The sequence below is a fragment of the Bradyrhizobium campsiandrae genome, from assembly GCF_014529705.1.
Classification (GTDB): domain Bacteria; phylum Pseudomonadota; class Alphaproteobacteria; order Rhizobiales; family Xanthobacteraceae; genus Bradyrhizobium; species Bradyrhizobium campsiandrae.
The window spans coordinates 25,721-40,274 of sequence record NZ_JAANIH010000011.1 but is presented as its reverse complement, the minus strand read 5'-3'; the positions used below and the strand labels follow the sequence as shown (position 1 = coordinate 40,274).

The following is a 14,554-nucleotide window of genomic DNA, read 5'->3' as shown; positions in this document are numbered from 1 at the left end:
GTCAGGTGTATTCGCTTGCCGTGTCGTGGGTTCGCCAGTTCATCGACTCGTCGATCCGGCGTTGCACCAGTGTGGCCAGTGCCTCAGGATCATGGCTGCTACCGTTGATGTTAATGCTGACCGGGCCGCCAGCACCGCCGAGTCCACCGCGTGGTACAACCAGGCTCGCGTCACCACGGATTGGCGATGGGACGCTCTGGATCGCATCTGCCGCGGAGGGCACATTCTTCCACGGTTGCGTGCCGTTCCATTCGAAGTGCATCGGGTCGTTGTACTTCTTGGACCAATCGCCCCCCCATGACAGGCCATACTTGGCGGCCAGGTCGCGAACGTTCGCGGGCATGTCGGTGCGACCAGTGCCGTCCTGTGCGTTCTTATCGGGGTTGATGTCGATCGCATTTCCGTAGGCATGCTGTGACCAGCCGCCGCCCTTGCGCTTGCCTCGCATGGAATAGCCTCCGATCGATTTGATCTTGTAGCCAGCATTCTCAAGTTCGTCGACGAAGCCCTTGAAGGACTCTGCCGCAGCCGCGTTGACTGTCAGTCTTTTGCCGGAGGCCAACGTGATGGTAGCCAGGTTCTGCCCCACACCTCCATACTGTCCATGCATGAAGTTCGCTTTGCCACGCAGCCCCAGTCTATCGGCCAATCCAGGCATGACGCCAGACGCGACAGCCGCAGCAGAGTTGCTGACCGTTTGCGTTCCGTCACCCATCTCGCCCATGAATCTCTGGACACCAGGGAGCCAGGAGCCGTTCAGTCCCCTCGGGTCGTTCTTCGCACCGAGCGGAGCGTAAGAGTCGCGCATCTTGGCGAGGTCACCGCCGGCCGCATTGTAGTTCTTCGCGACCGCGAGCGCCGTCCTGTCGATGCCGGTGCCGAGATCGCCGAACTGCATCAGGCCATTGCGAGCCATGAGGCCGCCGGGATTGTTGCCCAGCATGTGCTTGCCGCGCCCCGTCTCCTGCGCCATCACAGATGCGAGCAGAGCCGGGCTAACTCCTGCTCTTCGAGCAGCTGCCACAACTGAGTCGTACTCGCCTGCGAGCGGCGTCCCAGCGAACGTCCTTTCGAAAGCGACCTTGTTGAGTGAGCTGGGGATGCCACCCGGCCCAATGCCGCCGAAAGACGGAATTTTGTCCCGTCTGATGATGCTGCCCGAGTTGAACGAGGGCAGCTCCCCACCGGGCGCGCTCTTCATCAGGTCGGGGATGCCGCCGATGTAGCTGCGCACGCCAAGACCACCGGGACCGCTTGCTCCGCCAATGGATGCGTATTGTAAGCGGCCCATGGTGTTGCTGTTGACGAACGCGGCGCGCTCGACCTTGCCCGTGAACCTGTTCAGGTCGTCTGACAGATCGCTGGTGCGACGCATGCCTGAGAAATCGGTCGCGCCGTCATAGCTGCTCTTGTGGTAAAGGTTCTTTCTGTGAGCGCGCTGACGCTCTCGCCACTGGCTAGTCGTCTCCCCAGGCCGTTTCACATTGGCGTCGGGCACGCCATCGTTCTGATGACGTACAGCGAACGCACTCAGAAGTGCGACGACGGCGGGCAAGCCCGCGATGTATGCGAGAGCATTTCCCAACCCGGTGAGACCGAAGGTGACAGCAGCCAGAACGTTCAGTACTGGCGCGAGGGCCGCAAGAGCGACGGTCAGTCCGGTCAGTTGCGCGACTAGGTTGCCCATCTCCCTGGCATCCGCCGGGTTCTTACCAGCGAGGAAACCCAGCGCGGAGAAGGCCATCTTGAGACCGCTGGCAAATTCGCGAATGCCCTCCGTGAAGCCCTTGCCGAACTCCCGCCACTTCGCCGCGGTCCCGGCATCGAAATTTTCAGCCAAGGATTTGACGATCTCGCCCCAATCCTTGAGGCCGAGGCCCTCACGAGCACCATCAACTAGTGCTGCAAAATGTTCGCGGATCGAGTCGAAGTTGAAGCTGTCCGCTAAGTTAATGACGGAGTCGGAGATTTGGTCGAACCAAGTCTCAAGGCCTGCACCAACCTTCTCCCATACGAGACCCAGCGCCGCCCTGATGGACGCCCACCGACCCTGCATCGATCGAATTTTCTGCAACGCGGTCTTGTCGAGGAAGCCGGGCTTGCTCTCGATATCCCGAACAACATCCTTCAGCTTGTCGCGCCCCAAGACGAGGGTCAGCAACTCATCCATAAATTCGCGGCCGCCGATCTGCTTTGCGACCCTGGTGCGAAGCTTCTCCGGCATCGAAGCGAGATTGTCGAGTATCTGCTGAATTGCTTGCATGGGATTGTTTCGCATGACGAGTGCCATGCCGGCGCGTCCGCCAAAACCGAGTGCGCGGCCGGCGGCGTTCAGGTCTTTGGCTTGCTGTCCATGTGCGCTATCCGCACCAGCCACCTGTGAGGTAAGAAAGGATAGGAATGTGCCCATCTTGTGCGGCTGAACGCCAAGGGAGATGCCGGTGGCATCAAGCGCGGCCAACTGCTCCGGAGTCATCTTCGTTGTGACGATCGCGGACAAGCTCCGGCGCATGGCCTCAATGATCTCATTTCCATCGGCCGCGGTAGCATTATTCGCGACCGCGACCGCGTTGAGGATGTTACTGAAGCGGCCGGTGCTCCATGGCATCTGAGTCGAGAGGCGACCGAGTAGCTTGCCGACTGCTTCGGGGTTGACGTCGAGACCTGCCTGAGCCTTCAGAGCCAGGTCCGCGAACTCACCCGCGAACTGCTTTGCAACACCGGCCTTGAGACCTTCAACCGCCGTGTCGATGACTTTGCTGCTTCCAATGCCGTACTTGATGCCGGCACGATCGGCAAAGCCTTGGCGGAGGTCCGCGACTTCTTTGGACGTGAGATCGCCGAACATCTGGGCGCGGACTTCGGCCGCCTGGACCTCCATACGCTTACGGAGGGCAGACGCCACACCGGCCCCAGTAATGGCCGCGGTGGCTGCAATGGTGCGGATATTCGGTGCCGGCAAGCGGCCGACTCCGCCGCCGTAGGACCGCCCGGAGGTGGTCCGGCCTTCCACGGCAGCACGCCGCGCAAGCTGGCGCTGATATCCGACCTCGAGTCTATCCAGAGCGGCATACGTCCTCCGTGCGTCGCTCAATTGCTGGGCGTTCGCCCTATTCCAATCAGCAGCGTACTCGCGAGCGGAAGACCGGCCGATGTTGGCTAGGCCTCGCATCTGATCTGAGACTGCCTTCGCAGAGCGATTGAACCCGTCCAGCGCCGACATGCCGGCGCGTCCCATTCCGTTCAGTTGAATGTTGACCCGTTTCGCGACGCCTTCAAACTTCTGGATGTCGCTGAGGACGCGCTGGAGCACGGGGCTCAGTTCGTTGACGGCGGTAAGGCGGGCCCTGATGTCGAGGTTGTTGTCGGACATTTTTCTTTCTTGGTGTGTTGCGGCCAGGCTGGACGCTAGGTGTGTAAAGGCCCTTTTTGGGGAGCGGCACGGTGGGCGAATGGAAAGGGTGACGCCCCATTCCGAGGGCATACCCCCTCTAGCGAAAATGGCCTTTTGGGCTTGGTTTCGGAAAATCGGTCAGACGATGGCGGCGGTAGTGCTCATAAAAAATTTTGCCTTCACTTCTCCAGCCCCTTCGCTCGCTGGGAAACCTCTGCGGGTTCGTTCGGTGCGGTGGCGAGCACGGCGATGATGGCCAGGGTGCCCTGGCCTGACCACAATTTGACCTACCGCGGTCAGGTCGAGTACAATGAGAACCAAGTCGAGCTATCGACCCGTGCGCCCTGCATCCCTTGCGGGGTCCGTGCTCAACGCAACGATCTTCAACGCATCAGCATGCACAACGCCATGGCCATCCCCGGCATGGCGAATGAAGGATCATTGTCATGAGCAACACAGTCACGTTCACCGCTGCCCGCCGTCGCTTCGGGCGCGCCCACGACGACCACCGAACGATTAGCAAGCTGGGCCAAGCCGAGATGCAGGGCTTGGGTGGCTTTGCTTTCGCTTTGCTGGAGAGCAACCACGTCTTGGACTACGGGGACCTGGCTGCGGTCGAGCGCTGGTGCCGAGGCGCTGGCGTGCTGAGCCTGGGCGAGACGATCACCCTCTAGCTTGGGATGGTGGAGCGGCGGGGACCGGTGAGTAGGACCAGCCCGCCGCGACGCCTCATTTTCCGCTTGCGCTCCACGTCCAGCTTTGATTACAAACTAGTCAACGAACATTGACTAGTTTGTAATTGGGGCTGGACATGGCTGCCACGGGCAAATGGGTCGCTTACTACAGGGTCTCGACTGACAAGCAGGGCAAGAGTGGCCTCGGTCTTCAGGCACAGCGCTCTGCCGTCGAGACGTACTTGAATGGTGGCGACTGGAAGCTGGTTAAAGAGTTCACGGAGGTTGAGAGCGGCAAGCGCTCCGACCGTCCGCAGCTACAGGCCGCCCTAGATGCTTGCCGTATGTTCGGCGCCAAGCTTGTCATCGCCAAGCTAGACCGGCTCTCGCGTGACGCTCATTTCCTTCTCGGACTTGAGAAGGCTGGCGTTGACTTCGTTGCGGCGGACATGCCGAACGCGAACCGGCTGACCATTGGCATCATGGCGATGGTGGCTGACGAAGAGCGACGCATGATCTCCGCCCGCACCAAGGCCGCTCTACAGGCCGCGAAGGCCCGTGGCGTCAAGCTCGGTGGTCGTCGCAAAGATTCGCAAGGCAAGCCAGTTACTTTGACGCCGGATGTCATTGCCATGGGCCGGGAGGCCATTGCAAAGCGCGCTCAAGCTAAGGCGGCAGATATTGCCCCTGCTATCAGAGAGCTTCAGGCGGCCGGCATCACCTCCCTGACGGCCATTGCGGTTGGTCTCAACGATCAGGGCATTCCGCCCCCCCGCGGTGGTCAATGGCAAGCTGTTCAGGTCTCTCGCGTCCTGGAACGGCTCGCAGTCTGATCAATCACCGGAACGCCTTGCACGCATCCCCGCTGCGGAACGTTTCGGACGGACAGGTCTTGCCCGGGATCGCCGGGAAGGCGTGTGGCGTGTCCCGCTGCAGGGCCTCACAGAACGCGCCCTTGCCGACGTAGCCGGTCGGGCAAGTGCCGGTGCGCTGAATACGCTCCCGGCCATCCCGCGTCGGTGTTGGATAGGCCGACTCGGCGAGGGCGGGGAGCGCGCCAGCGAAGATCAGTGCGAACGCTAGTCCCGCCTGTCGTTTCATCGTGTCGCGCTCCTTTAAACGGCTGACGGAACGTATCCTTCCGCCGGCCCGATCCGTCAACCGGCCATCAGGATGTTGGTTGCGTTGCCCTCCGCCTCGATGTCGGCAATCCTGGACCTGGTCGCCTCGATAGCAGCCGCTGACTCAGCCACTAGCGCAAGCGCATCCTGATGGGCCTGTGTGACGACGGCTAGTTCATGCTGGGCATCAGCAAGCCGCTGTAGCCGATCACGGGCGATCAGATGGGCAGCACGATTTTGTCGCACCGTCGGCGAAAGTTGTTCGATATCCTGCCGGGTGGCAACTGCACTGCGTAGTCTGCGAGACATGATGGTGACTCCTATCGATTGGTGCTGCGAGATGCAGCAAGCTCGACCAGATGAGAACGTGTGACACCTGTATATTTGGCGATGTCATCTGCTGTGATGGGGGGACGTCGCCTGCGCATCTGGCTGACGGTCCGTTCATCGTCCGGCTTGTCGGGCTGTTGCAGCCGGCTGAATCCGCTCGGTGCTCGGTCGTGCAGGTCTCGAAGATAGTCCGCGACCTTCAGCGAGCCCTTGGACGGGATCAGGATGGTGTCGCCTTCCAGGCTGCTCCCTGCCAAATCAATCGCGATCGTTTGGCAGACCGCACTGTTGATCTTGAAGCCCTTCGCGCGTGCGGCAGAAATAACCGCATCCTCGATCTGGTTGCTCATCAGGCGGCATCCTTCGAGGGCGCGGCCTGATCCTTGGTCAGTTCGGCCAAGAGAACCCGGCGCATCCAGGTGGATTTTCCGGTCAGTTCGGCCTTCGCGCGTTGCTCGATTGCGTTGACCAGTGAGGCAGGCAGGACGACGCCGATTGTTCGCGTGCGCTCGTGCCGAGCTTGATTTAAGTCGATCATTTGAGGTTCCTAAAGGCAACAGCGACGGCCGGCGCCGCACAGAGCGGCCCGGGTGCTGTATGTTTGCAAGTGAGGAAAAGCAGGCAGCAAAAAGCCGCCTCGCGGGCGGCTGCATCATCATCGTGTGATAGCTTTTGCTACTCTATAGAAGATAATACCGCAGGGGGTGGCAAATGTCAAATGTTCGATTTTTCCGCATCTATCCGAGATCTGAAATGACGCCGACCTGCAAGGCCCTTGGTGTTTGTGCGAGATAGTGCGATCGAATGTCAAAAGCTGAAAATTTAAGTGAGGGAATTCTGATGCTGTTAAAATATGCCTTGTTTTATAGGGTTTCTGAACGTTTTGCGTGATTGCATAATTGGGGCGGCACTTCTAGGCGCGTACCTTTGCACGTCCGCCAGCTTGACAAGATGGATCCTCCCATTCTGAGTTTGTGCCGTGGCTGGATAGCAACGGCGGCCTAGGAGGCCGTCCCGAGGTCGCTGAGCCGGGTTCGGTGATCGGTGCTGCTCTCTCTGCGGCTCGCTGTGATGCGAGCGCCTGGGCAGCGCTCTAGTTGGCTTGCTGGCCTGGTTGCATGATGGTGATGATGGCTGCGAGGGATGGGACCGGCTACGCTGTGTGGTTGCCGGTCCCGAATCATAGAACTAGATCGCGGGTCGCGCGGAGTATCCCGCCGTGCCCGTCTTGCCTGTACCTGCCGGCGGCTGGCGATACGTTTGCCACCGCCGCTCCCTCATGAACCGGACGGGATACACATGGCGGTCCGGCGGGGTGTCCCGCATGTAGCAGGTCAGTCCGTGCTTCACCTGTTTCGACTCGGTGATGACCCCGGCTTTGCACTCCTCCACGAAAAGCTTCACGAACTCGTCGTGTTCCCTGGTCGGTGCTCTTTGGAACATGAGCCAGATTTTCTCTGCGGCCTGCCGATATTGCTCAAGGCGCCCATCATCCTCCGACTCCTCGCTTCGGTGGTCGTCATGTTCCGGCGGATCATCCTGTCGGGATTCATCGCCATCACCATCATCAACATCATCACTACCAGCCGGCCCTAGCTCGCCGGAGGCGGGCGGAGCGTGAGAGGGGTCTATGTGTTGGGTTGCTGAGGTGAGTAGACGAGAAGAGTCGGGTGCGGTCACCGCGCCCCTCCCTACCGGTGACCGCACCCCCTCTAACAGGTTACCGCACCCCTCCTTGCCGGTGACCGCACCCCCTCCGGAATGCTGTTCGGTCACCGCACCCTCCGGCCCGGCATCTTTCTGTTCGGTCACCGCACCCTTCGATTCGTCCATGACCGCGAATGCACCCAAGGTCTTTAGCCGGTACTCATTCACTTCATCGGTCTTGCCGCTCTTTGCCGATTTTACGTTGAGCACCGCTTTGCACGGTACCAAGCTCCTCTCTTTGTCTTTCGAGCGCGTCTCTCGCTGGCCAGTTGTCAGCTCTTTGATGATGCGTTTCGCTGCACGCTCATCCTTCCCGATGTCCGTCGCAAGGGTCTCGTAGCTGGGATAAGCGCTACCCCAGCGGCTCTCCTCGCCAACTCTGCCGTCGTTCAGCCGGTCGATGACGACGAACAGGCCCCGAAACTGAGCATCGGTGATCTCTGGGTCGCGGCAGTAGGATCGCATCTCCTGAAGTTTTCGGCCGGCGGTGATTTGGTACTTTTCGCCTTGCAGTGTGGTGAGGATGGGCGCGTCGTCGCGCTTGCTCTTTTCGGATTTACGTGACATTGTGATTTTCGTGGTCTCGAACAGGTTGAAGCCCTTCGGCGTTGGCGCGCCGGGGGGCCTTTCTTTGGTGGGGTTACTTCGCGGTAGATTGGCGCTGTTGTCCGAGGTAGGCGGACACGGCCTGTCGCATAAATTGCGATCTGCTCAGCCGCAGTTCGGTGCGGACCTGATCCAGCTCTGCGAGCAGGTCGACCGGCATGACGAAGCCGACATAGCCGCGAGCGGTGTCGGGGTTGAAGTGCATGTAAGTTCCCATTGGGTTCTCCAAAAACAAAAAGGCCGCAGCGGATGCTACGGCCTTGGGTGGACGGAAAAGGCCCCACCTCCGGCAGGGCCTTTGTTCAAATAAAACAGCGATGTGTAGATAAGGTAGTGCGCGACCCTGCAAATTGCAACTTTTTGATCTTCCGGGTCACGCCTTGGGCTCTTTGCAAAAAGTTGACACACCCAAAAAAGTCAGGGCATGCGCTGCACCTGCCGAGATCATCTTGGCAGATTGCCGATAAGATCGAAGAGCGAGGCGCGCTGCGCGTCAAGCATGTCTGGAGACGTCTTCGCCGATAACGACGCCCTGTCCTTCCGACCAAGGAAGTAGGATATCCGTTCAGCGTTAGCTCCGCTCGGATGAGGTAAACCGATCAGCAGCCGGTCTGCCGATAGAAGTCCACGTTTTACCAGCACCGAGAGTCCTTCGCTCACCTTTGGGCTCAAAGGAACCCAAACCGCATCCGGTAATGCTGACACTTCCTCTGCGAGATACTGAAGCAACCCCTCTCGCAACAGCGGCGTGGTGACCATAGAGGGCGAACCACTATAGTTCTGGGCATTGATGAAGACCGGATATCGGATAGCGTTGGTGAAGTGAACGAGATCGCTCCACACCGTCCATAGCTCCGCCGTGCTGCCCAGGCCTAACCAAACCGCAAGCCCGATGTGGTCCAACATCGCGACCAAGTTCGCTCGCATGGGGCCCGAAAAACTTGCGAATGTCTTCGCGGCTCTGAGCGCAGTTTCGTCATCAGCACTCGCGATGAGTTGGCGGCGCAATTCCACAGAGCGCATTCCGGGCCTGTTGGGCACCGGGGGTAATCCCGACAATGGCGAGCCGGGCGCGCTGTTGTATATGCTCAAGGACGCATAGCTGATCGCAAGCGGATGCTGCTGCGCGAGGAGAAGGCGCCCACCGAAGTGACATCGGCGGCAATCTCGCTCTCATTTACCTCCGCGATCAGTTTCACGAAGCGTTGTAGTTCCGGTCCCAACGTCATTTCTCTTCACTGTTCTTCCGCACCTGGGCCAGTATCCGCTAGAAGGCTCCCGCCGCTCTCGGCTGCCTTCCGTTTATTGAGAGCGAACAGATTGGCCAGTGCGTCATCATCAGACATATCAGCCGGCCAGCCGTAGGCTTGTGCGACTGCGGCATCAAGAATCCGATGCACCTGATCCAGCCATGCCGGTCGCTCGTTGTACAGGTTCGTCAGAGTACGCCTCTTGAGTACCTGCTCTGCTTCTGGGCTCACGGGCAAGATGCGATCCGGAAAACTAGGGACGACTTCCGGTTCGCGTCGAACAAGGTCGGCCGGATTCAGCCAGTTCTCGCGAAGCTCATTCAAGCGAGCCGCGGCGGCAGCGATGGCTGTTGCGCGAGTGTCCGTGGCGTAGTCATCGGCGGGTATGTCTGGTGAGAGCCCGTCCGGGAATGGGAAGGTTTCAAAGCACGTCAAGTTGTTATAGCGGCGCTGGTTACCTGCTCCCATTCGATTACCTATTGCCGTTGCCCAGAGATCGTGAAAGCGCGACTGGAGAATGCCAAAAGTAGTATCATTCGCCCCCGGGAAGACGATCAGATTTTTGTCTGGCAGTATTGGGTATGAAAGCCAAGCAAAGACGCGGTGCTCTGCTGTCTCCGGGGTGACAAGATAACGCTCAACCCTCGATATCTTTGAGCGCATGTCGGGACGGGGCCAGTAAGGTTCCCACCAACGATCTCGGGCGTGTTGATCACGCGCTTGCTGCCTCTCATCACGAAGCAATTTGGATGCGGGGTCATCCGGATCGTAGAGAGCGGAATTAAGGTATTCGAATGGGGCCTGCCAAAGCGCTACATCCTCTTCCCTGAGAAGAAGCGGGAAGTCGATAAACCAGCGGTCGGTCGATCCGCTGACAATCTCATCTCCATTCATATAAGGTTTTAGGACGTCTGCATTTGACCGGCCATTCGGATTCACCGGCATTCTAAGCCATCTTCGCGCGGTCGTTCCGTCGATGTCGAACGGCCCGCTCTTCTGGATTCCGAGGAGACTACGACCGCGATTCTCTGCCAACCGGGAAGCGGTGCTAAAGTCCGTCCCGCTCGTCAAGCTCGCATTGATGGCAGGCACCTCGCGTCCATTAAGTTTGGCGGGGCTCGGCGTGTTATTCCTACGACCAAAGCAGACCAGCGCCACGCGCACCGCAGCACCGTCGACCACCCACGGCTCGTTTGCATAGGCGTTATAAATGGCGAATTCATCAGTGATGCGACGCATGACCGGAAGGTTCGTGTTCTTCGCGATCGATTTGGTCGCAACCAAGCCAACAAAGGTGGTAGTGCCTGCGGCAACGGCAGCCCGTGCCTTTTCGAACCAGTAGCAAACAAGATCAGTGAAGCCCGGCAGTCTGTCGCCAAAGACAGTACGGACACGTTCGGTATTCTCTGCTCCCAGCGAGCGCTTCATAATTTTGGCGCCAAGGAATGGTGGATTGCCGATGATGACGTCGGCAGCCGGCCACTCCGCCTCGGTCCATATAGGGGCGCCCCCCTCGTGAGCGGGCTTAAGCGTGAGGAGCGCGTCTCGGCACTCGATTGTCTCCATGGGCTTCAGAACTGGGTTCTGAGCCGCCGGGAAGCCGTTCTTCAGCATCCACTGAATTTCACCAATCCAAACCGACACCCGTGCAAGTTCCGCGGCGTACGGATTGATCTCGATGCCCTTCACGACCTCGGGTCCGATCGAGGGAAATCTTCGCGGAAGCCCCATAGCTTCGGCCTCGACCTGAGCGCGGTGCTCTAAATCCTTCAATTCACGAAGCGCGATGTAGAGAAAGTTGCCCGAACCACAGGCAGGATCGAGAACGCGGAAGTCAGCGAGGCGTTTCAAGTGCCGATCAAGCACCGTTTGCGCGTCTTTGCGGGCTACTGTCGCCTGGCCCAAAGCTGCAGAGGCAGAACGGCCCCCCTTCGTTTTAGCCTCGTTGTCCAGGCGCTGGGCCTTTTCTATCAATGCTGCAATATCAGCCTTCGCGCGTTCCCATTCAGCAACCAGCGGCTCAACCACGACAGGCTGAACGATCATCATGATCTTGTCGCGATCGGTGTAGTGAGCACCAAGCTGGCTGCGCTTGTCAGGGTCTAAGCCTCGTTCGAAAAGCGTTCCTAATATCGATGGATCGATATCGCCCCAATATCGAGCGGCTGCATCGCGGACGATCTTGATCTCATCCTGTGTTAGCGCGAAGACGCGATCATCGTTGAAGAGTCCACCATTAAACCAAGCGACCTTTTCGAATCCGACGCGTCCGCCAGTTTTCATCGCCGAGAACAGCGTCCGCGCGAAATCCTCGAACTCGGTCGGATCATCGATGGCGCGGTCTAGCATCCGCTTGAACATAGTCTCAGGAAGCAGCTTCACGTCTTCTGCAAACATGCAGAATACGAGCTTGTTGATGAAATGAGCCACCTCTTCGGCAGGGTTCCCGCGAGAGCGAAGCGAACGTGCTAGGTTGGCGAATTCGCCGGCGACCTCTTCGGTCAACTCTTGGCGTGTCTTCTTGGGTCGCAGAGCTTCTGGGTCTTCGAAAGCGGACTTCAGCCATCCTCGCTTCTCCGCATCACCCAACTCTGCGATCGGAATGACGTAGGTATGTGAGACCGAGTTCGTCCAGTTCGTATGAATGTGAATCGTGGTTCCGATGTCGGACACGATAAGGAGCGGAGGATTGTCGAGGGCGACAGCATAACGTTGAAGCTGGGAAAATGCCGTGTCTAGATTCGCGTGCGTTCCCTTGTACTCCCAGCCGAAATGCCCGCGCTTGAAGACATCCGCGAACCCGCGCCCGCCAGTCGTTTTCGTTGCGCCGACCTCGAATGCGTAATCGAGGCCGCTTGCGTCGACTTCGGCTGGCGTCTTCTCACCCAAAACGCGGCATAGGTCGATGAAATGCTCCTGCGCGGCAGCTCGCTCCTTGAGCTTCGAGTTTTGCCACTTCGTTATGAACTCGTGCGGCGTCATGATTCCCCCAGGTTCTGTCGCTGGTTGTAGCCGCCAAAACTACAGGTGTCATGAGGTGCGACAGACCTTTGCACTACTGCGACATTGTCTGAGCTGGCGGAAGATATCCTTATAACCAGCATCTCCCACAGACTGCGCGCCGTAGCTGTGCCATAGCCTCCGGGTCAGGGATATCCCGGTCAGTCATCGACATCGAAAAAGATGGAGTTGGCGGCGGCAGCTATCTCCGCTGAATTATCTGCTGTGGGAGCACTCACCCTGAATTGACTTGCGAGGGGGCGGCCGACCCCAATTGCTCTATATGAGCGTCGATCTGGGCGTAGAGTTCCGAGAACTCTTCGTCGTCTTTAATCTCGAAATGCCGCCGCAGCGTCGGGCTTCTTGTTTGCCGGGTGTGGAGCGCAGCTAAATCGGGCGCCGCTCGATACAAAGCTTATATGCGTACTCCGAAAACTGAGCGCCCGTCCTCCACTTCTTCCGCGCCGGAGAGAACGTAAAGCTCAACAGGCGGCGCAACATATCCCGATACTGCGGCGACTGATAGTATGGAGGTCCTCCGCCGTCAGAGCCTAGGGTGTTGATCACGTTCGTCTGAAAGGCCAACTGATCGACGCCGGAGGGCGGATTCTCAGCCAAGTCGTACCAAGCGAACGCAAATCCTTGATAGCTCAGGCAGAGCGGTTGAGCGGCTTGGTCGCGCCGACATTCTGCAATGTTTTCCGGCGTGTCGGCGCGTCGATCGCGAAGTTTACTGCAGGCGCCCTGACCGATCAGACCGGTCCATACCTGACCTTGCTGAATAGTTTCAGCTTGGTCATCGGCTGCCGACGCCGCACATACACCCAGCGCTAAGGCCATCGTCACCAGCCCCGAAGCCCACTCCCAACCAAGCCTGCCTGTCATCGCCGCCCCCTGCCCTGGCTTGCGCATTGAACCGCCAGAAGTCAACGAAACACAATCACCATTTCTACTTTTGAGGCGGAAGAAGCCGCCTGTCTCACGAGGTACTTCATTCGCGGGTCGGCTCGCGCATGTGTTCAAGAATTTGCAGGAGACGAAACGCTGGATTGTTGGCATCGGACGTGGAAGAGCTTGCAAATACGCGCAATTCGTCGATAGCATCCCGGTACACCCTGTTTACGAACAGCTCGAAGCCGATACCCCTAAGCGGCGCAACCAAGCCCGGACGAACGACCGGTGACCAGAACATAAAGCGGGCGTTGAAATCAGGAAGGTGCAGATGTCGCTCCGCATATAATTTCTGTCGCGCATGCTTGTCAGCCAATTTAGCTATGGTGGCTTCGCCTCCTCCGCCGATCAACAATCCATCTAGATGCGTGGTCACCTCGCAAAGGTAGACTTTGCGGTTGGCGAAATCGAAGCCGATCACATCAAGCTCGCCCAGCCCCGGAAGACCCCCGCCCTGCGGGCGGGCATTGTAGTCAACCACGCTGCATCCCAGCACGAGCTTTAGATAGGCTCCGACAAGATACTCACCCATCTCGGTCGGCATTGCCTTTTTTCTCCCATTTCGCGTTAGGTTTGACTGTTGTGCTCGGGGCCACCATTAAATTCGACGAACTGCCCTGTGCGCTCATCGTATCGCCAACAGGCCCGGGTGACGTGCCCACTAGAGAACGTGCCCCGATATCGAATGATCACCCAGAAGAATAGCTCTTTCCCGCCCAGGTCCGCTGCGTCCCCTTGATAGGGATCAATTGTCACGCGATCCCAGGCAAGTCCTTCATACAAGTCGTTTCGCGGTTCGCCCGGGACAAGGACAGCGGACACCGCAAGGGGATGGTTGTAGTCGTAGTTCGTTGGCGGCAGCGGCTCGTCGTGCACGCTCAGGCTGACTTGCATGTGTTCGATGACCGCAGGAAGCTTCCCATAGTTTGCGACCGAGTATTTGACGCTCAATGTCGATCCAGTTTCCCCTTCATACTCCCATTGGTCAATCTTGAGAGAACTGACATTGTAGACGAAGACATAGGGACGCTCGATTTTAGTGAGCGTGTCTTCAGCAACGCGAGCCTGTCGCGTGGCCGCGGCCGACACGACCTTGGCATCCTCCAAGCTAACGCGGATTAAGCGAAGCTGATAGATGAAGAGGACAGCTTGGGCTGTCGCCACAAGGAATTGCAGTCCAGTGAAAAAGCCACTGGCATCCTTGGAAAACCAACCCCATGCCTCGCTTGCCCGCGTGGCTGACACAAGCATCGTCCCCACCGTGAGAGCGGCAATGGAGAGCAAGCAGCCTATAACGACTTCGGGCACCCGTCGTGGCCCCTTCACTGCTGTGTCCTCCATTTGCATTCTGTCTCGCTAATATTCATCGCTATCGATCAACCGAATAACTGCGCCAATACGGCCGTTCAATTGCGTATGAACGTCGATCACCTGTGGACGCATGACAAAATCCTGCGCCAAAAAATGCCGGCGCCACTCACCACTCTGGCGATAAGGCATTGGATCGAGATCGGTACTCGC

Annotated in this window: 14 protein-coding genes; 2 read left to right on the top strand and 12 right to left on the bottom strand. The window is 58.7% G+C overall.

What is annotated here, in order from left to right:
* Position 1: 1 nt before the first annotated feature.
* Positions 2-3,373, bottom strand: a complete 3,372-nt coding sequence (locus tag G8O24_RS10295; protein WP_188098789.1) for a phage tail tape measure protein — start codon at positions 3,371-3,373, stop codon at positions 2-4.
* Between the two features lie 467 nt (positions 3,374-3,840).
* Between G8O24_RS10295 and G8O24_RS10290 the strand changes: the two genes are divergently transcribed.
* Complete coding sequence (locus G8O24_RS10290) at positions 3,841-4,068, top strand: hypothetical protein (RefSeq protein WP_188098787.1); 228 nt, start codon at positions 3,841-3,843, stop codon at positions 4,066-4,068.
* A 137-nt stretch (positions 4,069-4,205) separates the two neighbouring features.
* Positions 4,206-4,901 (top strand): recombinase family protein, encoded by a 696-nt coding sequence (locus G8O24_RS10285; RefSeq protein ID WP_188098785.1) that lies wholly within the window; start codon positions 4,206-4,208, stop codon positions 4,899-4,901.
* Positions 4,902-4,905: 4 nt separating this feature from the next.
* Here the strand turns inward: G8O24_RS10285 and G8O24_RS10280 are convergent, their stop codons facing one another.
* The 11 genes from G8O24_RS10280 to G8O24_RS10230 form a co-directional block, all read right to left on the bottom strand.
* Entirely contained in the window at positions 4,906-5,169 is a 264-nt protein-coding gene (locus tag G8O24_RS10280) for a hypothetical protein (RefSeq protein WP_188098783.1), read from the bottom strand.
* 56 nt (positions 5,170-5,225) lie between these two features.
* Positions 5,226-5,498 carry a hypothetical protein gene (locus tag G8O24_RS10275; RefSeq protein WP_188098782.1) on the bottom strand — a complete coding sequence of 91 codons (273 nt, stop codon included), beginning with the start codon at positions 5,496-5,498 and terminating at the stop codon, positions 5,226-5,228.
* Positions 5,499-5,509: 11 nt separating this feature from the next.
* Positions 5,510-5,869 (bottom strand): hypothetical protein, encoded by a 360-nt coding sequence (locus G8O24_RS10270; protein ID WP_188098780.1) that lies wholly within the window; start codon positions 5,867-5,869, stop codon positions 5,510-5,512.
* Positions 5,869-6,057, bottom strand: a complete 189-nt coding sequence (locus G8O24_RS10265) for a hypothetical protein (RefSeq protein ID WP_188098778.1) — start codon at positions 6,055-6,057, stop codon at positions 5,869-5,871. Before G8O24_RS10265 ends, G8O24_RS10270 begins: the two co-directional genes overlap by 1 nt.
* A 650-nt stretch (positions 6,058-6,707) precedes the next feature.
* Positions 6,708-7,793 (bottom strand): helix-turn-helix domain-containing protein, encoded by a 1,086-nt coding sequence (locus G8O24_RS10260; RefSeq protein ID WP_188098776.1) that lies wholly within the window; start codon positions 7,791-7,793, stop codon positions 6,708-6,710.
* Positions 7,794-7,866: 73 nt separating this feature from the next.
* Positions 7,867-8,049 (bottom strand): ribbon-helix-helix domain-containing protein, encoded by a 183-nt coding sequence (locus G8O24_RS10255; RefSeq protein WP_188098774.1) that lies wholly within the window; start codon positions 8,047-8,049, stop codon positions 7,867-7,869.
* A 227-nt stretch (positions 8,050-8,276) separates the two neighbouring features.
* Entirely contained in the window at positions 8,277-8,747 is a 471-nt protein-coding gene (locus G8O24_RS10250) for a hypothetical protein (RefSeq protein ID WP_188098773.1), read from the bottom strand.
* Positions 8,748-9,067: 320 nt separating this feature from the next.
* Entirely contained in the window at positions 9,068-12,064 is a 2,997-nt protein-coding gene (locus tag G8O24_RS10245) for a class I SAM-dependent DNA methyltransferase (protein ID WP_188098772.1), read from the bottom strand.
* A gap of 405 nt (positions 12,065-12,469) precedes the next feature.
* Complete coding sequence (locus G8O24_RS10240; RefSeq protein WP_188098770.1) at positions 12,470-12,967, bottom strand: hypothetical protein; 498 nt, start codon at positions 12,965-12,967, stop codon at positions 12,470-12,472.
* A gap of 106 nt (positions 12,968-13,073) precedes the next feature.
* A complete protein-coding gene (locus G8O24_RS10235; RefSeq protein ID WP_188098768.1) occupies positions 13,074-13,577 on the bottom strand; it encodes a hypothetical protein in 504 nt (167 codons plus the stop codon).
* Positions 13,578-13,600: 23 nt separating this feature from the next.
* Positions 13,601-14,380, bottom strand: a complete 780-nt coding sequence (locus G8O24_RS10230; RefSeq protein ID WP_188098766.1) for a hypothetical protein — start codon at positions 14,378-14,380, stop codon at positions 13,601-13,603.
* Positions 14,381-14,554 lie beyond the last annotated feature (174 nt).